Raw genomic sequence first — 20,390 nt, forward strand, 5'->3', positions numbered from 1 at the left:
GGAAAGCCGTTCAACGGGGAAGTGACGCGCTCAGGCCGACGCCGCGCCGCGCTTCGCGGGAACGAGGCGCCGGAAGATCCGCACGAACGCGAGGCCGTGCTGCGCCCAGAAGCCTTCGCCGTAGGACACGCCTTCGACCTGCTCGCGGATGCCGGTCGGCTCGACCGTGCGGTTCCACGACGCCGTGCCGAACATCATGTCCCACCACGGGAACAGCACGCCGAAGTTGCAGCCGTACTTGGTGCCTTCGTGGCCGTAGCCGACCGCGTGGTGGCGCCGGTGGAAGGTCGGGCTCACGAGCAGACGCTCGCCGAGCCAGCCGAACGACAGCCGCGCATTCGTATGCTGGATGCTCTGCACGAAGTTCGTGACCGCGGTCAGCACGACGAACTGTGACGGCGTCACGCCGATCACGAGCGCGATCGCCGCGAAGAAACACGATTGCAGCACGTTGTCGAGCAGGTGGTTGCGGTCGTCGCACCACAACGACATCTGCCGCTGGCTGTGATGCACCGCGTGCAGCTCCCACCAGATGCCGAACTTGTGCTGCCAGCGGTGATACCAGTAGCCGGCGAAGTCGAGCACGACGAGGTAGATCGCGAACGCGACGATCGGCCGCGAGGTCACGCCCGGCCACAGATAGTCGAGATTGACGTTCGCAACGCCGTGCAGGCGCAGCCACGCCTGGAAGCGGTCGAACACCGGCTGCAGCGCGAAGAAGAAGAACAGCGTGTAGATGCCGAGCTTCGAGATCGCGGTATAGATCACGTCGACCCGCACCGCGCGGCGGTTCTTCCAGCGCTCGACGGGCGCGAGCGCCTCGAGCGGGCGCAGCAGCGCGAACATCAGCACCATCTGGAGCGCGCCGATGATCACCCAGTACAGCGCGTCGTAGGTGTCCTCGTCATAGTCCATCAGGTTGAACTTGAAGAGGAGCGGCTGCACGACGTCGACGTACAGCCAGGTCTGGATGTCCGACACGAACGCATCGATCAGGTGCAGCATCGTCCGCCTCCGCCCGTCACGCGCCGTTCGCAGCCTTCCACGGCGCGCGGTCGTAGAAGTAGATGCCGTGCGGCGAACGGCCGACGGAGATCGTCTGCACCAGCTTGCGCGACGCCAGGTCGATGATCCCGACCTTCTTCGCGAAGCGGAACGTCACCCACAGCGTCTTCTTGTCGGCGGACAGCTCCATGTCGTCCGGGCCCGGCAGCAGGCCGGTGATGTCGCCGACCTTGGTGAGCGTGTTCTCGTCGATGATGCTGATCGTGTTCGCGACCCGGTTCGTGATCGCGACGTGCGTGCCGTCGGCGAGCGAGCGGAAGTTGTGCGCGCCCTTGCCGGTCTGGATGGTCTTCACGACCTTCTGATTGCGCCAGTCGACGACCGCGACGTAATCGGCGCCCGTCATGCCGACCAGCAGGTATTTGTCGTCCGGCGTCATCCACAGGCCCGCCGGCACGTTGCCGACCGGCATCTTCCACTTGACCGTCTGCGTCGCGAGGTCGACCGCCGCGATCTCGCCGGACACCTGCAGCGACACGAGCACGGTCTTGCTGTCCTTCGTGAACGCGATGTGGCTCGGCATCACCGCGAGCGGCAAGCGCTTGACGAGATGCAGGTCGCGGCCGTCGTAGCTGTAGATGTCGAGTCGGTCGAGGCGCAGCCCGGTCGACACGAACCACTTGTTGTCGGGCGAGAAGCCGAGCTGGTACGGATCCTCGATGCCTTCGACCGTGCGCTGCAGCTTGCCCGTCTTCGGATCGACGAACATCAGGCTGTTCGAGACTGAATTCGCGACGATCAGCGACGAATTGTCCGGCGTCGCCATCAGGTGGTGCGGCTCCTTGCCGGTCGGCATCGTGCCGACGACCTGGCGAGTCTGCTGATCGATCAGGGAAAGCGTCGCTTCGGCCGAATTGAGGATGATCACGTCATTCGCGTGCGCGGCGGGCGCCAGCACGGCGGCGGCCAGCGCAAGCGTGCGGCCGAAGGAAAGGAAAGTGCGCATGAAGACTCACGTCGTGGAACAGCAGTCATTGTAAAACGCTCGACCGGCCCTGCCGGTTGACGAGAGTCGGCTCTGCGCCACTTCGACGCACGGCCGCGGCCGCCGTGCGGCCCGCCGCGGCAGGCGCCGCGCGGCCGGCCGGGCCGGCCGCCGGTGCGGGCCCGGAAAACCGCCGTTGCGCTAGCGCTGCATCGACTCCCAGACCTTGTGCAGACGCTTGACAGAGACAGGCATCGGCGTGCGCAGTTCCTGCGCGAACAGCGAAATGCGCAGTTCCTCCAGCAGCCAGCGGAATTCCGCGAGCCGCGGGTCGGCGACGCCGCCGCGCTGCGACACCGCGCGCTGGTACTGCTGGACGAGCGGCAGCAGCTCGCCGGACTGCTTCGCGTCGCGCGCCGGGTCGGCCTTCAGCTTGTCGATCCGCAGCGCGATGCCTTTCAGGTAGCGCGGGAAGTGTGCAAGCTGCACGTAAGGCGTGTCGATCACGAAGCGCTTGCCGACCAGCGCGGCGAGCTGCTGCTGCAGATCCGCGTGGGCCTGCGCGAACGGCTTCGCCTGCGCGAGCTTCTTCGCGAGCCCCGCGTACTCGGCGAGGATCTGCCCGACGAGCCGCGCGATCTCCTGCGCGAGCAGGTTCAGTCGGCTGCGGCCTTCGTCGCGGCGCGCGTGGAAGCTCGCGTCGTCGTCGGGCAGCGGATCCTGCAGGCACGCGCGGTCGAGCGCCGTGTCGATCAGCTGGTCGCGCAGCTCGTCCTGCGTGCCGAGCGACATGTACTGCATCGCCATCTCGCGCAGCCCCGGCAAGTTCTTTTCGAGGAACTTGATCGGCTCCTTCAGCTGCAGCGCGAACAGCCGCCGCAAGCCGGCCCGGTGGATCCGCGCGGCCTCCTCCGGCGAGTCGAACACCTCGACGTCGCAATGCGTGCCGCGATCGACGAGCGCCGGATAGCCGTACAGCGTCTGGCCGCGCCGGCGGATCTCCAGCAGCTCGGGGAGCTTGCCGAAGTTCCACGTCGTCAGGTTCTCGTACAGCGCGGTCGCGCCGGCTTCCGCCGGGGCGGCCGTGTTCGGTGCGACGCCCTTGCCCGGCTTGCCGCCCTTCGCCGCCGAAGCTGCGGAACCCGCCGTGGCGGCCGGCGCCGGCGTGGCGCCCGCGTCGTCCGCGCCGGCTTCGCCGCCGGGCGCGATCGTCGACGCCGCCGCGATCTTCTGGAACTGCTGCTGCGCCTGCGCGCCGAGTTCCTGGCGCAGTTGCGCGAGATTGCGCCCCATCGCGAGCTGGCGGCCGTGCTCGTCGATCACCTTGAAGTTCATGAACAGGTGCGCGGGCAGCGTCTCGAGCTTGAAGTCGGCCGTCTTCATCGCGACCTGCGTCTCGCCGCGCACGTCGGCGATCAGCGCCTCGACGAGGCCGCCCGCGCCGAAGCGCTCGCGGCCCGTGCGCTCGACGAAGCCGGCCGCGTACTCGGGCAGCGGCACGCAATGCCGGCGCAGCTTCTGCGGCAGCGACTTCAGCAGCAGCTGCACCTTTTCCTTCAGCATCCCCGGCACGAGCCATTCGCAGCGGCGCGCGTCGACCTGGTTCAGCGCATAGAGCGGCACCGCGAGCGTCACGCCGTCGCGCGGCGTGCCGGGCTCGAAGTGGTAGGTCAGCGCCATCTCGACGCCGGCCATCGTCGCGCGCTTCGGAAACAGCTCGGTCGTGACGCCGGCCGCCTCGTGGCGCATCAGGTCGTCGCGCGACAGGTACAGCAGGCGCTGCTTGTCCTCCGCCTGGCCGCCCTTCTTCACTTCGTCCCGATACCAGCGCTCGAACGCGACGCCCGTGTGAATTCCTTCCGGGATCGCCTGGTCGTAGTACGCGTAGATCAGCTCGTCGTCGACCAGCACGTCCTGGCGGCGCGACTTGTGCTCGAGCTGCTCGATGTCGGCGAGCAGCTTGCGGTTGTGCGCGAAGAACGGCAGCTTCGTGTCGAATTCGCCTTCGACCAGCGCGCCGCGGATGAACAGCTCGCGCGCCCGCGCCGGGTCCTGCTTGCCGAACGCGACGCGCCGGCGGTGGTAGATCGGCAGCCCGTACAGCGTCGCGCGCTCGAACGCGCTGACCTGCGCGGGACGCTTTTCCCAATGCGGCTCCGACAGCGATTTCTTCAGCAGGTGCGCGCCGATCTTCTCGACCCACTCCGGCTCGATCTTCGCCAGGCAGCGCGCGTACAGCCGGCTCGTCTCGACGAGTTCGGCCGCCATCACCCAGCGGCCGGCCTTCTTCGCGAGCGCGGAGCCCGGCCACAGATAGAACTTGATGCCGCGCGCGCCGAGGTAGTGCGGATCGTCGTCGGCCTTCATGCCGAGGTTGCCGAGCAGGCCCGTCAACAGGGCCAGATGCACCTGCTCGTAGGTCGCCTCGACCTCGTTGAGGCGCCAGCCGTGTTCGCGCACGACCGTCAGCAGCTGCGAATGGACGTCGCGCCATTCGCGCAGCCGCAGGTGCGACAGGAAATTCTGCCGGCACGCGTCGATCAGCTGGCGGTTCGACTTCTTGTGTGCGACGGCCTCTTCGAACCACGCCCAGATCTTCAGCCACTGCAGGAATTCGGAACGCTCGTCGGCGAACCGGCGGTGCGCCTGGTCGGCCTGCTCCTGCGCTTCGATCGGCCGGTCGCGCGGGTCCTGCACGGACAGCGCGCTCGCGATGATCAGCACCTCGCGCAGCGACTGCTGGTCGCGCGCGGCGAGAATCATCCGGCCGACGCGCGGATCGAGCGGCAGCCGCGCGAGTTCGCGGCCGAGCGGCGTCAGCGCGTTGTCGTCGTCGACCGCGCCGAGTTCATTGAGCAACTGGTAGCCATCCGCGATCGCGCGGCCGGGCGGCGGCTCGAGGAACGGGAACGATTCGATCGCCGTCAGGTGCAGCGATTTCATCCGCAGGATCACCGACGCGAGCGACGAGCGCAGGATTTCCGGATCGGTGAAGCGCGCGCGCGCCTGGTAGTCGCTTTCCTCGTACAAGCGGATGCAGACGCCGTCGGCCACCCGGCCGCAGCGGCCCGCGCGCTGGTTCGCCGCGGCCTGCGAGATCGACTCGACCTGCAGCTGCTCGACCTTGTTCCGGTACGAATAGCGCTTCACGCGCGCGAGCCCGGTGTCGACGACGTAGCGGATGCCCGGCACCGTCAGCGAGGTTTCGGCCACGTTGGTCGCGAGCACGATGCGGCGCGCGTTCGACGCCTTGAACACCTTGTCCTGGTCGGACGCCGACAGCCGCGCGAACAGCGGCAGGATCTCGGTGTGCGGCGGATGGTGCTTGCGCAGCGCCTCGGCCGCCTCGCGGATCTCGCGCTCGCCGGGCAGGAACACCAGCACGTCGCCGGGGCCTTCGCGGCACAGCTCGTCGACCGCGTCGACGATCGCGTCCATCAGGTCGCGCTCGGCCTCGCGCGCGGTCTTCACGCGGTCGCGCCCGCCGGTGCCTTCGGCATTCTTGACCGCCGGGCGGTCCTCGGCCACCGGCCGGTAGCGCATCTCGACCGGGTACAGCCGCCCGCTCACCTCGATCACGGGCGCCGGGCGCTCGTCGGTGCCGAAATGGCGCGCGAAGCGATCGGCGTCGATCGTCGCGGACGTGACGATCAGCTTCAGGTCGGGCCGCCGCGGCAGGATTTCCTTCAGGTAGCCGAGCAGGAAGTCGATGTTCAGGCTGCGCTCGTGCGCCTCGTCGATGATCAGCGTGTCGTACGCCTTCAGCAGCGGATCGGTCTGCGTCTCGGCGAGCAGGATGCCGTCCGTCATCAGCTTGACGGACGCGCCCGGCGCGAGATTGTCGGTGAAGCGCACCTTGTAGCCGACCACCTCGCCGAACGGCGTGCCGAGTTCCTCGGCGATCCGGCGGCCGGTCGACGATGCGGCCAGGCGCCGCGGCTGCGTATGGCCGATCAGGCCCGTGCCGCCGGCGCCGAGGCCGCGGCCGAGATCGAGGCAGATCTTCGGCAGCTGCGTGGTCTTGCCCGAACCCGTCTCGCCGCAGACGATGACAACCTGATGACCGGCGATCGCGCGCGCGATTTCGTCGCGCTTGCCCGACACCGGCAGGCTTTCGGGGTAAGTGATCGGCGGAACGGGATTCGGCGCGACGGTGGCGCGCGGCGCACGCTCACGGCGCGGAGCGCGCTCGCCGGCGGCCTGCGGTGCGCCCTTCGCGGACGGCTGGCGCGTATCGCCACGCCGTTCGTCGCCGCGCGGCGCGTGGGCCGGCTTGCCCGCCGGCTTTTCCTGCTGCTGGCGCGGCGGCTGGCCCTGCTGCTGACGCGCATCGGCCGCACCATCCGGGTGCGTCGCCGACGGCGCTTTGGCCCGCGTCGGCGCGGGACTTTTAGGTACATTCGACATGGGGGCGCATTATAATCCCGCCCATGAATTCCCAAACCGACCTCCCTCCCGCCCAGACCGGCGCCGCGACGCCGCCGGCCGCCGACGATTCGGCCGCCAGCCACGCGCAGTTCGTCGACTGGATGCGTTCCGTCGCGCCCTATATCCACAAGTTCCGCAACAGCACGTTCGTCGTGGGGTTCGGCGGCGAGGTGGTACAGCAGGGCCTGCTGAACGCGCTCGTGTCCGACATCGCGCTCCTGCAGGCGATGGGCATCCAGATCGTGCTGGTGCACGGCTCGCGGCCGCAGGTCGAGGAGCAGCTGAGCCTGCATGGTGTCGAATCCGAGTTTTCGCACGGGCTGCGCATCACCGATGCGCGCGCGCTCGAATCCGCGAAGGAAGCGGCCGGCGAAGTGCGTCTCGACATCGAGGCCGCGATCAGCCAGGGTCTGCCGAACTCGCCGATGGCGCACGCGCACATCAGCGTCGTGTCCGGCAACTTCGTGACCGCGCGGCCGGTGGGGATTCTCGACGGGGTCGATTTCGCGCACACGGGCATCGTGCGCAAGATCGACGCCGAATCGATCCGTCATTCGCTCGCGAGCCGCAAGCTCGTGCTGCTGTCGCCGCTCGGCTTCTCGCCGACCGGCGAGGCGTTCAACCTGTCGATGGAAGACGTCGCATCGGCCGCCGCGATCGCGCTGCGCGCCGACAAGATCATCTTCCTGACCGAAGCGCCCGGCATCGTCGACGACGAAGGCGGGCTGATCCGCGAAATGTCGCTCGACGCGGCCGCCGAGCTGCTCGATTCGGGCAACATCCAGGGCGACGACGCGTTCTTCCTGAAGCACTCGATCCGCGCGTGCCGCGGCGGCGTGACCCGGGCCCACCTGATTCCGCAGTCGCTCGACGGCAGCATGCTGCTCGAACTGTTCCTGCACGACGGCGTCGGCACGATGATCTCGTACGAGAACCTCGAGAGCCTGCGCGAAGCGACGCCGGACGACGTCGGCGGCATCCTGTCGCTGATCGAGCCGCTCGAGTCGGACGGCACGCTGGTGCGGCGCGGCCGCCACCAGATCGAACGCGACATCGACCACTTCTCGGTGATCGAGCACGATGGCGTGCTGTTCGGCTGCGCGGCGCTGTATCCGTACCAGCAGGAAAAGATCGGCGAGATGGCGTGCCTGACGGTCGCGCCGGAAGCGCAGGGCTCGGGCGACGGCGAACGCCTGCTCAAGCGCATCGAGCAGCGCGCCCGGGCGCGCGGCCTCACGCACATCTTCGTGCTCACGACGCGCACCGAGCACTGGTTCCTCAAGCGCGGCTTCGTCAAGGTCAGCGTCGACGACCTGCCGGAAGACCGCCGCAAACTCTACAACTGGCAGCGCAAGTCGCTCGTGCTGATGAAGCAGCTCTGAGCACAGGCACGACTGCCCTCCCCCAGACCGATTACAGGAGAAGTACACGATGGCTCGAATGATCCAATGCGCGAAGCTCGGCAAGGAAGCCGAGGGTCTCGATTTCCCGCCGCTGCCGGGCGAACTCGGCAAGCGCATCTACGAAAGCGTGTCGAAGGAAGCGTGGCAAGGCTGGCTCAAGCAGCAGACGATGCTGATCAACGAGAACCGCCTGAACATGGCCGACCCGCGCGCGCGCCAGTACCTGATGAAGCAGACCGAGAAGTATTTCTTCGGCGACGGCGCCGACCAGGCGTCCGGCTACGTGCCGCCGACGGAAGGCTAAGCACCGCGCAGCGCGATGGCCGGCCGTGCCGGCCTCGTCGCGACGTGAAGCAACCGCCAGGCAAACGGCACCGTGGATCGCACGGTGCCGTTTGCTTTTGGGACGCGAGATTTTTGGCGTGAGTCGAGGCCGTGCGGCGCGCGATCCGTCCGGCGCGCGATGCCGCCGGAGCGGCGAATTATCGCGTCACCGCATTACCGCCTCACCGAGTTACCGAATTACCGAATCGCCAGCGTGCCGAATCACGCCGGCCTCCCCGTCTCACCCCGCCGGTTTCAACGCGCCGCGCTCGCCTGGCTGGGCGGTCTCGCCGGCCGGACTTTCAGCGCTCGCACTTTCGGCGCCCCACTCGGCCGCGTCGCTGCGCTCGGCCGTCGACAGCTCGTCCGCGCGGTAGCCGGTGCGATTCAGCAGCGCGAGCATGCACGCGAGCGACACGAGCGCGTACAACCCCGACGCGATCGCGACGCCGACGATGCTGCCGGTCGCGTTCAGGATCGCCTGCGCGAGCACCGGCGTGCCGCCGCCGACGACGAGCGCGCTCAGCTGGTACGCGAGCGACAGGCCCGTATAGCGGATGTTGGCCGGAAACACGCGCGCGAGCACGCCGCCGACCGCACCGTAGAACATCGCCGACGGAATCGTCGAGATGCACATGCCCGCGACGGCGACCCAGTACGAACGCGTCGCGAGCGCATGGAACATCACCGGCATCAGCACGATCTCCGGAATCAGGATCCAGCACATCGCGCGCCGCATGTCGACCTTCGACACGAACCACGCGCCGACCGGCTGCATCAGGAACTGCACGACGAGCGAGATCGACAGGATGCCGAGGAACGTGCCCTGCGCATAACCGAGCTCCTTGGTCGCCCACGACAGCGCGAACGTGCTGCGGAAATACGTGACGTTGATCACCGGCAGCGTGCCGGCCGCGAGCAGCACGACCGGCCAGTGGTCGCGCACGACGTCGCGCAACGGCAGCTTCACCGTGCGCTTGCGCGCGAGCACGCGCTGCATGTCGATCGATTCCTCGAGCCGCAGCCGGATCACCATCCCGATGATCACGAGCACCGCCGACAGCAGGAACGGAATGCGCCAGCCCCACATCAGGAACGACAGCGTCGGCAGCGCGCTCAGCGCGAAGAAGGCAGCGGTGGCGAGCAGGTTGCCGGTGGGCGAACCCTGCTGCGCGAACGCCGCATACAGGATGCTGCGATGCTTCGGCGCGTTCTCGCTCGCGATCAGCACCGCGCCGCCCCACTCGCCGCCTACCGCGATGCCCTGCAGCACGCGCAGCACGACGAGGCCCGCGGGCGCCCACACGCCGATCGACGCATAGCCGGGCAACAGGCCGATGCCGGTCGTGGCAAGCCCCATCATCACCAGCGTGATCACGAGCGCGGTCTTGCGGCCGACGCGATCGCCGAGATGCCCGAACACGATGCCGCCGAGCGGCCGCGCGGCGAAGCCGGCCCAGAACGTGACGAACGCGAGCAGCGTCGCGACGCCGGGATTCATCGTGCTCGAAAAGAACACCTTGCCGAACACGAGCGCGGCGGCGGTGCCGTAGATGTAGAAGTCGTACCACTCGATCGTGGTGCCGACGAACGCCGCGAGGGCGGCACGGCCGGGCCGCGGCTGCGCGGCGGACGGGGATTGCGGACGGCTCATCGATGTCTCCATGTTTGTGATCGGCGGCGCGACTGTCGCGCGCGTTGCCGAATGGCCGGCCTTGCGCCGCCGGCTGGCGGGGTTGCGTTACGAGCGATTGCTCGACGCGGGGCTGCTTTACGCCGCCCTATGTCGCTTTACGTCGCGATCTGTCGGTCCAGGTCGCGCACCTGCAGGGCCACTCGTCCGGTCACGTCGGGTCCGGCGCGACCTTCAGCACGCCCGCGTCGAGCAGCTGCTGCTGGAGCGCGGGATCGACGCCGAGGCGGTCGAGCACCGCGCGCGTGTCGCGGCCGAGCGCGGGCGGCGGCGAACGATAGGTCGCCGGCGTGCGCGACAGCTTCACCGGCGATGCGGTGCCGCGATACGCGCCGATCTCGACGAACAACTCGCGATGCAGCGCATGCGGATCGCGCGCAACGTCGGCGACCGTGCGCACCGGCCCGCACGGCACGCCCGCCGCCATCAGGTCGCGCGCGAGCGGCTCGCACGGATGCGCGGTGAGCCGTGCCTCGAGTTCGGCCTTCAGTTCGGGCCGGTGCGCGCAGCGGCTGCGGTTGTCGACGAAGCGCGGATCGCCGGCCAGCGCCGGCGCGCCGAGATGCGCGACGAGCCGCGCGAACTGCCGGTCGTTGCCGACCGCGAGGAAGATCGGCACGGTGGCCGTGCGATAGCTGTCGTACGGCGCGATGTTCGGGTGCGCGTTGCCGCTGCGCTCGGGCACGCGCCCCGAGCCGAAGAAGTTCGGCAGGTGCGGATGCAGCAGCGACACGCCGCAGTCGTACAGCGCGATGTCGATCGACTGGCCCTGCCCGCTCTGCTCGCGCTCCGCGAGCGCGAGCAGGATGCCGGTCAGCGCGTTGAGTCCGGTGACCATGTCGACGATCGGCAGCCCGATGCGCGTCGCGTCGCCGTCGCGCTCGCCGTTCACGCTCATCAGCCCGGCCATCGCCTGGATCACCGCGTCGTAGCCGGGCAGCCCGCCGAGCGGGCCGTCGTCGCCGAAGCCCGTCACCGCGCAGTGGATCAGGCGCGGGAAACGCGGCTGCAGGTCGCGCGCGTAGTCCATGCCCCAGCGCGCGAGCGTGCCGGGCTTGAAGTTCTCGACGAGCACGTCGGCGCTCTCGAGCAGGCGCCACAGGATCGCGCGCCCTTCGTCGCGGGACAGGTCGAGCGCGACGCCCTCCTTGTTGCGGTTCACGCCCATGAAGTACCACGCGGTGTCGCCGAGGAACGGCGGGCCCCAGCCGCGCGTCTCGTCGCCGTCGGGCGGCTCGATCTTGATCACCGTCGCGCCGTGGTCGGCGAGTGCCTGCGTGCAGTACGGGCCGCCGAGCACGCGGCTCAGGTCGACGACCTTCAGGCCGTCAAGTGCGCCGCGGGTCGCTTTCGTCGTGCTCATCGTTCGACCTCCGGCAGCAGGTCGAGCGCCATGTCGAGCGGTACCGGCGTGCCGCGCAGCAACGCATCGAACGCCGCTACCTCGTCGTCGCGCGACGCCGACGCGAGCGGATCGACCGGCAACAGCTTGTGACGCACGATCAGGTGCGCGAGCGCGAGGCGCCGGTAATCGGGCGCGAGCCGCGCGCCCTCGCATGCCATCAGCACGGCCGCGCTCGCGTAGTACAGCGCCGACGCGGCCTGCCGCACGCGCGCGTCGTCGCCTTCCGCCGCGACCCGGGCGAGCGCATCGCACGCGCGCGCGAGAATGCGCCGCAGTGCCGCGCGGCTCGCGTCGGGCAGCGGCGCCGCGCCGAGCCGGTCGGCGAGGAACGTGCGCAGCGCATCGAGCGCCTGCTCGCGCTGCGCGGCGCGCGCGACGTCGAGCGCGACGATGTTGCTGGTGCCTTCCCAGATCGAGCCGAGATGCGCATCGCGCACGAGGCGCGCATCGCTCCATTCCTCGATGTAGCCGGTGCCGCCGCGCACCTCCATCGCGTCGCCCGTCACACGGCGTGCGTCGCGGCACGCGCGGAACTTGATCAGCGGCGTCAGGATGCGCACGCAGCGCGCGGCCTGCTCGTCGCCCGCATCCGCCTGCGGCAGCAGCAGCGCGATCTGCATGAACATCGCGCGCGCGGCCTCGGCGGGCAGCAGCATCTTCATCAGCTGGCGCTGCATCAGCGGCATCTCGATCAGCTTGCGGCCGAATGCGGCGCGGTGGGCGGCCACGTGCAGCGACTCGTTCAGCGCACGCCGCATCAGGCCCGCCGCGCGCACGCCGTTCGACAGCCGCGACATGTTGATCATGTCGGCCATCTGGTGAAAGCCGCGGCCGATCTCGCCGATCAGGTATGCCTGCGCGCCTTCGAGCGCGATCTCGCCGCTCGCCATCGAACGGCTGCCGAGCTTGTCCTTCAGCCGCACGATCCGGTAGCGGTTGCGCGTGCCGTCCGGCAGCGTCTTCGGCAGCAGGAACAAGGCGAGCCCCTTGATGCCGTCCGGCGCGCCGTCGGGCCGCGCGAGCACCATCGCCAGGTCTGCGTCCGCGTTCGAGCAGAACCACTTGTCGCCGAAGAGGCGCCACACCGCCTCGCCCTGCGCGTCGGCTTCGCGCACCGCGCGCGTCGCGATGCGCGCGACGTCGGAGCCGGCCGCCTGCTCGGTCATGAACATCGCGCCCTGGAACAGCGTGTCGAAATCGCGCGATGCGAGCATCGGCAGATAGCGCTCGACGAGTGCCGGGTCGCCGAAGCGACGCAGCGTGCGCGTCAGCGAATCGGTCATGCTGACCGGGCAGCACAGCCCGAATTCGGCCTGCACGAACAGGAACGTCAACGCGTACTTGACGAGCGGCGCGACCGCGTCGGGCTGGTGGCTCAGCGACGCGAGCCCGAGTTCCGCATACGCGACGCGTTCGAGCGCGACGTACGCGGGATCCTTGTCGATCCGCTGCACGGCTTCGCCGCGCCGGTTGCGGTGTTCGAGCACGGGCGGATGCTTGTCCGCGCGCGACGCCCATGCGTCGAGCTCGCCCGACACGCGCGCGCCGAGCGCGTGCAGCTGCGGTTCGAGTTCCGCGTAGCGCGCGTCACCGAGATGCAGTTTCAGCAACGCGCCGAGATCGGGATCGGCCGTGAAGAAATTGATGCCCCGGCTATCGGGGATGTTGTTGGCCGCGCCGGTGTCCGGCGTGCGAGCGGTGTCGTTCATGCATGCGTCTCCAGGATGGCCCGGCTACCGGCCGGTGCCCGCGCCGCGGCGGCGCGGCCGGCTGGTGCCCGGCGTTCAACAGAGCCTAGGCGCGCGATCGATAAGCGTCCAATACAGGATTTATCCGGTACGATAGACAGTGCTTATCGATGCCGATGCGGGAAGGAGACAGCATGGAACTGAGGCAGTTGCGCTACTTCGTGGCGGTCGCCGAGGAACTGCATTTCGGGCGCGCGGCGAAGCGCCTGTTCATCTCGCAGCCGGCCTTGAGCTTCGACATCCGCAAGTTCGAGGACGCGCTCGGCGTGCAGCTCTTTTCGCGCACCAACAAGACGGTCGCGCTGACCAACGCGGGCGCGGTGCTGCTCGGCGAAGCGCGCCGGCTGCTGCTGCAGGCGGCCGAGGCCGAGCGGCTCACGGTACGCTCGGCGTCCGGCCTCGCGGGCCGGCTGCGGATCGGCTTCGTCCATTCGATGCTTTATCGCGGGCTGCCCGATGCGGTGCGGCGCTTCGAGGCCGATTACCCGGGCGTCGAGATCGTGCTGAGCGAGATGAACACGCAGGCGCAGGTGCAGGCGATCCAGCGCGGCCAGATCGATCTCGGCTACGCGCACTGGGGCCACTGCCCGCCCGAGGTCGAATCGGCGCCCGTCTACGCGGAACCGTTCGTCTGCTGCCTGCCGGCCGCGCATCCGCTCGCGCGGCGCCGTCAGGTCGCGCTCGCCACGCTGGCCGAGGAACCGTTCATCCTGTTTCCGCGCGACGCGGCGCCGCACTATCACGACCTGATCATCGCGCAATGCGTGAACGCGGGATTCAGCCCGCTGATCCGTCACGAGGCGCGGCTGTGGCAGACGATCCTGTCGATGATCGAGTTCGGAATGGGCATCGCGCTGGTGCCGCGCGTGCTGCAGCAGGTGAAGAGCGACCGGCTCGCGTTCCGGCCGCTGAAGGATGCGTCGCTCGAATCGCGCACGCTCGAACTGAAGCGCAGCGGCACCGCCGAACCGGTCGCGCTGCGCTTCGCCGACTACGTGCGCGCATCGATCGACGCGCTGCCCGCGCTCGCGGGCTGAGCCGGCGCGCCGGCATTTCGCGCCGGCACTGCCCCGTTACTTCGCTTCCGGCTGCAGCACCGGCTGCGCGCGCCGGTACCACACCGCGTACACGACGGACAGCGCGATCAGGAACGGAATGCCGAAGATCAGCGTCATGTGGAATTCGGCCGTGAAGTAGGTCGTCACCATCACCGCGAGCATCAGCGCCGCGCCGAGCAGCGTCAGCAGCGGAAAGCCGTGCATCCGGAACGCGGGCGCCGGCAGGCCGAGCGCCGCGCGACGCCGCCGGAAGCAATAATGCGTGACGAAGATCATCATCCACGTGAACAACGCGCCGAACATCGACACCGCCATCATGATCGTGAACGACGCGTCCGGGTACAGCACGCTCAGGACCGTCGCGAGCGCGATGCCGAGCGTCGACAGCAGCAGCGCGCCGAACGGCACGCCGCGCGCGTCGACCTCGCCGAGCGCCTTCGGCGCATAACCCGCGCGCGACAGGCTGAACATCATCCGCGTCGTGATGTAGAGCTGGCTGTTCATCGCGGACAGCGCGGCGATCAGCACGACGAAGTTGATCAGCCCGGCCGCGCCCGGCAGGTGGATCGCCTCCATCACCTTCACGAACGGGCTCTCGTCGCGCCCCGCCGCCGTCCACGGCACGATCGCGAGCATCAGCGCGAGCGTGACGAGGTAGAACAGCACGAGCCGCACGATCGTCGAGCGGAACGCGCGCGTCACCGCGCGCTCGGGATCTTCCGCCTCGCCCGCCGCGACCGCGATCATCTCGATGCTCAGGTAGCTGAAGATCGACACGATCACCGCGACCCACATCCCCCACATGCCCTTCGGGAAAAAGCCGCCGTGCCCGGTGTAATGGTGGAAGCCCGCGCGGGCCGCACCGTCGCCGACCAGTGCCGGATTGCCGAACACGACGTACGCGCCGAGCACGATGAAGCCGACGATCGCCGCGATCTTCACGACCGAGAAGCCGTATTCGACCGCGCCGAACACGTCGACGCTGCGCGCGTTGACGAACACGAGCAGCGCCGAGAAGCCGACGATCCACAGCCAGCCCGGCACGCCCGGGAACCAGTACTTCATGTACAGCGCGATCGCGGTGACTTCGGTGCCCACCGCGAGCACGATGCACGCCCAGTACGCATAGCGCACGAGGAACCCGGCCCACGGGCTCACGTAATGTTCGGCGTATGCGCCGAACGACCCGGAGGTCGGATGCGCGACCGTCATCTCCGCAAGACAGCCCATCAGCAACAGCGAGATGAACGCGCCGATCGCGTAGCTGACGAGCACGCTCGGGCCCGCGAAGCCGATCGCGAACCCGCTGCCGAGAAAGAGACCGGTGCCGATCGCACCGCCGATCGCGATCATCGCCATCTGCCGTGCGGAAAGTGTGCGGCGCAGACCCTGCTCGCGCGCCGCGATGTGCTGGAATTGCCCTTCAGGTTGCATCGAATGACCTCGTTCGAAAGCGTGTGTCCGGCCGAAACGTCGACGGCGCACGGACCGGTGCCGGACCGCACCGGCCACCGCGCGCCGCATGCTCAGAACAGGTGGCGCAAGCCGGCTGCGATACCCGTCTGGTTGCCGCGTCCGGGCATTTCGGTGAACGCGCCGCCGGTCACCCGGTTGTAGTCGACCGTCGCGTAGACCTGCGTCGCCTTCGACAGCGCGTACTCGGCCTCGAGCACGCCCGTGTAGCGTTTTCCACCGTTACCGGCGATGCCGTTGACGTTGCGGATGTCGTCGTAGTACGCGACGCCCGTCACCGATACTGCCGGCGTGACCTGCACGCTCGCGCCGGTATAGAAGATCGCGTCGCGGCGCGGATTGTCGGCGAACGCACCGTAGGTCACGTCGCGGCCCGGCGCGTTCAGCAATTGCCGGTCGAGCATGCCGGTGCGGTCGATGCCGCCGAGATAGCCCGCGTACAGCGTCGCCGCGCCGAACGCGTAGCGTGCGCCCGCGCCCCACGCCTGCTGCGCGCGGCTCGTCAGGTCGCGCACCTGCTGGTAGGTCGCGCCGACCATCAGCCCGCCGAGCGTGTACGACACGCGCGTGCCCCAGTACGCATTCGCGCCGAGGCTGCCCGCGACGCCGCCGAAGCCGTAGCTCGCGCCGACGTTCAGCCCGCCGAACGTGCCGTCGTAGCTGACCACGTTGCTCGCGCGGCCCTGCGTGAGGAAGTACGGCCACATGTTGGCCGTGTAGTTGCCGACCGTGAGCGGATCGAGATCGCCGAACAGGTTGAATGCCTCGGTCGCCTGCCGGCCGAGCTTCACGGTACCCCAGTCGCTCGCCAGGCCGACATACGCGTAGCGGCCGAACAGCGCGCCGTCGAGCTGCCCGTTCTGCGGCTCGAAGCCGCTCTCGAGCCGGAAGATCGCCGTCAGCCCGCCGCCGAGCGCTTCGCTGCCCTTCAGGCCCCAGCGGCTGTTGGTGATCGCACCGTTGGTCATCTGCACGCTCGCGTCGTTCGACGCATTCGCATGCGTCGTGTAGCGAATGCTCTGGTCGACGATGCCGTACAGCGTCACGCTGCTCTGCGCCATCGCGCCGCTCGCGGCGAGCAGGCCGGCGATCGTCGGTAGTGCGAATCGATTGATGCTCCTCATCTTCGTCTCCATCCTTGTCTGAATTATCGATGTGTGCTGGTTGGGGTATGTCGGTAATCGTGGGTACTGCAATCCGCGCCGAGTTGCGTGCTTTCTAGCCGCGTGCCGCCGGCAACGCGACGTACGCGACGAGTTCGACGCGCATGTCCGGGTGCGCGAAGCCCTGCACGCCCACGCACGTGCGGTTCGGGTACGGTTCGCGAAAGTGGCGCCGGTATTCGGCGTCGAATTCGGGCATCGCCTTCACGTCGGACAGGTAGACGAGCACCTGCGCGACGTCGTCCATCGTCGCGCCGGCCGCCGCGACGGCCTTCGCGAGATTGCCGAGCGTGAGGCGCGCCTGCCCCGTCATCGTGTCGCCTGCGATCGCGCCGGACGCATCGACCGGGCCGTGGCCGGTAAACATCAGCCCGCCCGCGCGGGTCGCCCACGAGAATGGCTGCGAGAGTTGCGGCAAGTCGACCGGGATCGTGTCTGCCATCGTATCCTCCTTCGGTTCGGGATCGGCCGCTCAGGCAGCCTGGCGCGACGTACCGCCGAGCACGTCGGCGATCGCGTACGCGACGTGCTCGACGTTCGCGTCGTTCAGGCCCGCGATGCACATGCGGCCCGAACGCAGCAGGTAGACGCCGTGCGACGCGCGCAGCCGGTCCACGTCGGCCGCGGCGATGCCCGTATAGCTGAACATGCCGCGCTGCGTGACGAGCGCGTCGAACGCGGGCCCGGCCAAGCGCGCGTCGAGCCGCGCCTTCAGCGCGCCGCGCATGCGCTTGATGCGCGTGCGCACCTGGGCCACCTCGTCTTCCCAGCACGCACGCAGGACGTCGTCGTTCAGCACCGCCGACACGAGTTGCGCGCCGAACAGCGGCGGGCTCGAGTAGGTGCGGCGCACGCCGGCCTGCAGCTGGCTCAGCACCGTCGCCGCTTCGCCCGCGCTCGCGCAGACGATCGACAGGCCGCCGACGCGCTCGCCATACAGCGAGAAATTCTTCGAGAACGAGTTGCTGACGATCGCCGGCAGCCCGGCTTCGACGATCGCGCGCACGGCCCATGCGTCGTCGTCGAGACCGTCGCCGAAGCCCTGGTACGCCATGTCGAGGAACGGAATCAGCCCGCGGCGCGCGAGCACGTCGATCACCGCGCGCCATGCGTCGCGGTCGAGGTCGAGGCCCGTCGGGTTGTGGCAGCACGGCTGCAGCAGCACGATGCTGCGCGCGGGCAGCGCGTCGAGCGCCGCGAGCATCGCGTCGACGCGCAGATCGTTGCGCGCTGCGTCGTAGTACGGATACGTGTGCACGTCGAGGCCGGCCGCCGCGAAGATCACGCGATGGTTGTCCCACGTCGGATCGCTGATCCAGATCGCGCTGTCGGGGAAATAGCGCTTCACGAATTCCGCGCCGAGCCGCAGCGCGCCCGAGCCGCCGAGCGTCTGCAGCGTCGCGATGCGTCCTTGCGCGAGCGCCGTGCAGCCGGCGCCGAACACGAGGCGCTGCACGCCCTCCCGATACGCGGCGAGCCCTTCCATCGGCAGATACGTATGCGGCGCGCCGGCTTCGCGCAGGCGCTCGGCCGCGAGACGCGTGCTCTCCAGCACGGGGATGCGGCCCGCGTCGTCGTAATAGAGGCCGATGCTGAGGTTGACCTTGTGCGGATGGGCATCCTGCTGGAACGCCTGGAACAGCGACAGGATCGGATCGCCCGGATAGGCGGGAATGTGTTCGTACATGGCGGAATGACGGTCGGGGTTGAAGGCGGCGATACGGCCGGCGGCGTGACGGCATGTCAGGCCGTGCGGTCGAGGCATGGGGCGCATGTTATCGAGGACGAAATAGAATGAGCTTCACTTTTCGATGACGAATCTCGCCGATTGCAGTAGAGTCTGCGCCTACCATCTAAAAATTGACGGAATTCTGCGAAATGCACCTGGATCGAACCGACATGCGGATCCTCCGGCACCTCGAGCGGGACGGACGCATCAGCAATCAGGACCTCGCGAACGCGGTCGCGCTGTCGCCGTCGGCGTGCCTGCGGCGCGTGAAGCTGCTCGAGGAACGCGGCGCCATTTCCGGCTACCGCTGCACGATCGAGCCGAAGAAGGTCGGCGTCGCATTCGAGGCGCTCGTGCACGTGTCGATGCGACCGGACGAGCCCGAATGGCACGACCGCTTCGTGGAGGCGATCCAGCAGTGGCCGGAAGTCATCGCCGCGCAGATCGTGACGGGCGGCTCGAACTACGTGCTGACGGTGCGGGCGCGCGACCTCGACCACTACTCGGACTTCGTGATCAACCGGCTGCATCGCGCGACGGGCGTGATGTCGATCAATTCGAGCATCGTGCTCGCGACGCTCAAGCGCGACGGCTCGATTCTCGATCTCGTCGAGCCGTCGACGGCCGGCTGACGCACCTTTTGCACCGGCCTGAAAAATATTTGAAGAAAGTGCTTTACGAACCCGAAAAGCTCTGACATAATTTCAGCTTCTTTGGGCGGTTAGCTCAGCGGTAGAGCACTGCCTTCACACGGCAGGGGTCACTGGTTCGATCCCAGTACCGCCCACCAAAGAATTCAAGGGCCTGCGTCTCACGACGCAGGCCCTTTTCGTTTTGCGCGCCGCACTCGTAATGCACACGTCCAAGAGATAATCGCGTGATACCGACGCGCGCCATCGGCCAGTACGTAATAATCGGTAACGAATTGGTAACGGTGTACGAATAGCGGCTGACTAGAATCGACCACCATGACAGCCGGCCGAGCGGCACCGGCTTCCCACCATCAAGAAGACGAACGGAATCCGGCACGCGCATTGCGGCTGGTTCACGCCGTCGCGACACATCATGACATTGCCGAATTCACATACCCTGTGGTTGACCGGCCTGAGTGGCGCCGGCAAGTCCACGCTCTCACGCGAGATCGCCGCATACCTGCGCACGCACGACATTCCGGTCTGCATTCTCGACGGCGACGAACTGCGCTCGGGCGTCTCGCACGATCTCGGATTCCGGCGCGACGACCGGGCCGAAAACTGCCGACGTACCGCCGAAATCGCGAAGCTGATGAACAATCAGGGGATCATGGTGATCGTCGCGCTGATTTCCCCGTATGCAGCCGACCGGCAACTGGCCCGGGAGACCATCGGTGACGAGCGCTTCGTCGAAATCTATTTGAAGACCGATATCGAGACCTGCTCCGCGCGCGATCCGAAATGCCTGTACGCGAAGGCCATGACCGGCCAGACGCGCCAGTTCACCGGCATCTCCGATCCCTATGAGGCACCCGTCGCGCCCGATCTCGTTGTCGAGACCGGAACGATGTCCGTCTCCGCGTGTGTCGCGCGCATCATCGAGTTCGATCAACAGCGCTTCGCCTACGCCTGACCGAAGCGCCGCGTTCGCTCACCTCACCCGCCCGACCCGTTCCGCCGTCGCGTCGAACGCGCGCTTCGCCTTGTCGACGATCTCGTCGACCTCGGCCTCCCGGATCACGAGCGGCGGCGACAGCAGCATCCGGTCGCCGGTTGCGCGCATGATCAGGTTGCCGTTGAAGCAGAAGTCGCGGCAGATCGTGCCGATATCGACACTCCCATCGAACCGCTCGCGCCCCGCGCGATCGCGCGCGAGCTGTACGCCCGCGACCAGCCCCGCCCCCGCGATCTCGCCGACGATCGGATGATCGCCGAGCGCTTCGCGCAGCCGATGCTGGAAGTACGGCCCGATGTCGTGCTTCACGCGCTCGACGATTCCCTCGG

At 68.3% G+C, this 20,390-nt stretch carries 15 protein-coding genes, 1 tRNA gene and 1 pseudogene; 6 read left to right on the plus strand and 11 right to left on the minus strand.

What is annotated here, in order from left to right:
- Window positions 1–30: 30 nt before the first annotated feature.
- The 3 genes from NQV17_RS09900 to hrpA all read right to left on the minus strand — a co-directional run bounded on the left by NQV17_RS09900 (window position 31) and on the right by hrpA (window position 6,397).
- Window positions 31–1,005, minus strand: coding sequence for a sterol desaturase family protein (locus NQV17_RS09900; RefSeq protein WP_044847671.1), 975 nt, complete (start codon window positions 1,003–1,005; stop codon window positions 31–33).
- A gap of 16 nt (window positions 1,006–1,021) precedes the next feature.
- On the minus strand, window positions 1,022–2,011 hold the full coding sequence (locus NQV17_RS09905) for a beta-propeller fold lactonase family protein (RefSeq protein WP_257771817.1): 990 nt from the start codon (window positions 2,009–2,011) through the stop codon (window positions 1,022–1,024).
- Window positions 2,012–2,191: 180 nt separating this feature from the next.
- Window positions 2,192–6,397, minus strand: coding sequence for an ATP-dependent RNA helicase HrpA (hrpA, locus tag NQV17_RS09910; protein WP_257771819.1), 4,206 nt, complete (start codon window positions 6,395–6,397; stop codon window positions 2,192–2,194).
- 23 nt (window positions 6,398–6,420) lie between these two features.
- Here hrpA and argA point away from each other — a divergent pair, with 23 nt between their 5' ends.
- Window positions 6,421–7,800, plus strand: a complete 1,380-nt coding sequence (gene argA, locus NQV17_RS09915; protein ID WP_044847668.1) for an amino-acid N-acetyltransferase — start codon at window positions 6,421–6,423, stop codon at window positions 7,798–7,800.
- 49 nt (window positions 7,801–7,849) lie between these two features.
- Window positions 7,850–8,125, plus strand: coding sequence for an oxidative damage protection protein (locus NQV17_RS09920; protein ID WP_006478357.1), 276 nt, complete (start codon window positions 7,850–7,852; stop codon window positions 8,123–8,125).
- A 261-nt stretch (window positions 8,126–8,386) separates the two neighbouring features.
- On the opposite strand, the gene NQV17_RS09925 is transcribed toward NQV17_RS09920, so the two are convergent.
- From NQV17_RS09925 to NQV17_RS09935, 3 genes are all read right to left on the minus strand, one after another.
- Entirely contained in the window at window positions 8,387–9,799 is a 1,413-nt protein-coding gene (locus NQV17_RS09925) for an MFS transporter (protein WP_257771823.1), read from the minus strand.
- 190 nt (window positions 9,800–9,989) lie between these two features.
- Complete coding sequence (locus NQV17_RS09930) at window positions 9,990–11,201, minus strand: CaiB/BaiF CoA-transferase family protein (RefSeq protein WP_257771825.1); 1,212 nt, start codon at window positions 11,199–11,201, stop codon at window positions 9,990–9,992.
- Window positions 11,198–12,952, minus strand: coding sequence for an acyl-CoA dehydrogenase family protein (locus NQV17_RS09935; RefSeq protein WP_257771827.1), 1,755 nt, complete (start codon window positions 12,950–12,952; stop codon window positions 11,198–11,200). The genes NQV17_RS09930 and NQV17_RS09935 overlap by 4 nt, the downstream gene beginning before the upstream one ends.
- A gap of 173 nt (window positions 12,953–13,125) precedes the next feature.
- Between NQV17_RS09935 and NQV17_RS09940 the strand changes: the two genes are divergently transcribed.
- Window positions 13,126–14,028: a LysR family transcriptional regulator gene (locus tag NQV17_RS09940; protein WP_124522172.1), complete on the plus strand. Its 903-nt coding sequence runs from the start codon at window positions 13,126–13,128 to the stop codon at window positions 14,026–14,028.
- Between the two features lie 36 nt (window positions 14,029–14,064).
- On the opposite strand, the gene NQV17_RS09945 is transcribed toward NQV17_RS09940, so the two are convergent.
- The 4 genes from NQV17_RS09945 to NQV17_RS09960 form a co-directional block, all read right to left on the minus strand.
- Window positions 14,065–15,483 carry an amino acid permease gene (locus NQV17_RS09945; RefSeq protein ID WP_257771831.1) on the minus strand — a complete coding sequence of 473 codons (1,419 nt, stop codon included), beginning with the start codon at window positions 15,481–15,483 and terminating at the stop codon, window positions 14,065–14,067.
- Between the two features lie 92 nt (window positions 15,484–15,575).
- Complete coding sequence (locus tag NQV17_RS09950) at window positions 15,576–16,646, minus strand: porin (RefSeq protein WP_374692686.1); 1,071 nt, start codon at window positions 16,644–16,646, stop codon at window positions 15,576–15,578.
- Window positions 16,647–16,740: 94 nt separating this feature from the next.
- Complete coding sequence (locus NQV17_RS09955; RefSeq protein WP_257771835.1) at window positions 16,741–17,127, minus strand: RidA family protein; 387 nt, start codon at window positions 17,125–17,127, stop codon at window positions 16,741–16,743.
- Between the two features lie 30 nt (window positions 17,128–17,157).
- Complete coding sequence (locus NQV17_RS09960) at window positions 17,158–18,372, minus strand: amino acid aminotransferase (RefSeq protein ID WP_257771837.1); 1,215 nt, start codon at window positions 18,370–18,372, stop codon at window positions 17,158–17,160.
- Between the two features lie 191 nt (window positions 18,373–18,563).
- On the opposite strand from NQV17_RS09960, the gene NQV17_RS09965 reads away from it, so the two are divergent.
- The 3 genes from NQV17_RS09965 (at window position 18,564) to cysC (ending at window position 20,019) form a co-directional block, all read left to right on the plus strand.
- Window positions 18,564–19,046: an Lrp/AsnC family transcriptional regulator gene (locus NQV17_RS09965; RefSeq protein WP_257771839.1), complete on the plus strand. Its 483-nt coding sequence runs from the start codon at window positions 18,564–18,566 to the stop codon at window positions 19,044–19,046.
- 83 nt (window positions 19,047–19,129) lie between these two features.
- A tRNA-Val gene (locus tag NQV17_RS09970) sits at window positions 19,130–19,204 on the plus strand.
- Between the two features lie 275 nt (window positions 19,205–19,479).
- Window positions 19,480–20,019, plus strand: a complete 540-nt coding sequence (gene cysC / locus NQV17_RS09975; RefSeq protein ID WP_257771841.1) for an adenylyl-sulfate kinase — start codon at window positions 19,480–19,482, stop codon at window positions 20,017–20,019.
- Between the two features lie 18 nt (window positions 20,020–20,037).
- Here the strand turns inward: cysC and NQV17_RS09980 are convergent.
- Window positions 20,038–20,390 (minus strand): annotated as a pseudogene (locus NQV17_RS09980) (aspartate aminotransferase family protein); the annotation flags it as partial.

The organism is Burkholderia sp. SCN-KJ, from assembly GCF_024656005.1.
Taxonomy (GTDB): Bacteria; Pseudomonadota; Gammaproteobacteria; order Burkholderiales; family Burkholderiaceae; genus Burkholderia.

What these genes read in the sequence shown, in the direction of transcription:
- NQV17_RS09930 (WP_257771825.1), bottom strand. Translation starts at nt 11,201, where the DNA reads ATGAGCACGACGAAAGCGACCCGCGGCGCACTTGACGGCCTGAAGGTC.
- NQV17_RS09935 (WP_257771827.1), bottom strand. Translation starts at nt 12,952, where the DNA reads ATGAACGACACCGCTCGCACGCCGGACACCGGCGCGGCCAACAACATC.
- NQV17_RS09955 (WP_257771835.1), bottom strand. Translation starts at nt 17,127, where the DNA reads ATGGCAGACACGATCCCGGTCGACTTGCCGCAACTCTCGCAGCCATTC.
- NQV17_RS09945 (WP_257771831.1), bottom strand. Translation starts at nt 15,483, where the DNA reads ATGCAACCTGAAGGGCAATTCCAGCACATCGCGGCGCGCGAGCAGGGT.
- NQV17_RS09940 (WP_124522172.1), top strand. Translation starts at nt 13,126, where the DNA reads ATGGAACTGAGGCAGTTGCGCTACTTCGTGGCGGTCGCCGAGGAACTG.
- hrpA (WP_257771819.1), bottom strand. Translation starts at nt 6,397, where the DNA reads ATGTCGAATGTACCTAAAAGTCCCGCGCCGACGCGGGCCAAAGCGCCG.
- NQV17_RS09905 (WP_257771817.1), bottom strand. Translation starts at nt 2,011, where the DNA reads ATGCGCACTTTCCTTTCCTTCGGCCGCACGCTTGCGCTGGCCGCCGCC.
- NQV17_RS09920 (WP_006478357.1), top strand. Translation starts at nt 7,850, where the DNA reads ATGGCTCGAATGATCCAATGCGCGAAGCTCGGCAAGGAAGCCGAGGGT.
- cysC (WP_257771841.1), top strand. Translation starts at nt 19,480, where the DNA reads ATGACATTGCCGAATTCACATACCCTGTGGTTGACCGGCCTGAGTGGC.
- NQV17_RS09960 (WP_257771837.1), bottom strand. Translation starts at nt 18,372, where the DNA reads ATGTACGAACACATTCCCGCCTATCCGGGCGATCCGATCCTGTCGCTG.
- NQV17_RS09925 (WP_257771823.1), bottom strand. Translation starts at nt 9,799, where the DNA reads ATGAGCCGTCCGCAATCCCCGTCCGCCGCGCAGCCGCGGCCCGGCCGT.
- argA (WP_044847668.1), top strand. Translation starts at nt 6,421, where the DNA reads ATGAATTCCCAAACCGACCTCCCTCCCGCCCAGACCGGCGCCGCGACG.
- NQV17_RS09965 (WP_257771839.1), top strand. Translation starts at nt 18,564, where the DNA reads ATGCACCTGGATCGAACCGACATGCGGATCCTCCGGCACCTCGAGCGG.
- NQV17_RS09950 (WP_374692686.1), bottom strand. Translation starts at nt 16,646, where the DNA reads ATGAGGAGCATCAATCGATTCGCACTACCGACGATCGCCGGCCTGCTC.
- NQV17_RS09900 (WP_044847671.1), bottom strand. Translation starts at nt 1,005, where the DNA reads ATGCTGCACCTGATCGATGCGTTCGTGTCGGACATCCAGACCTGGCTG.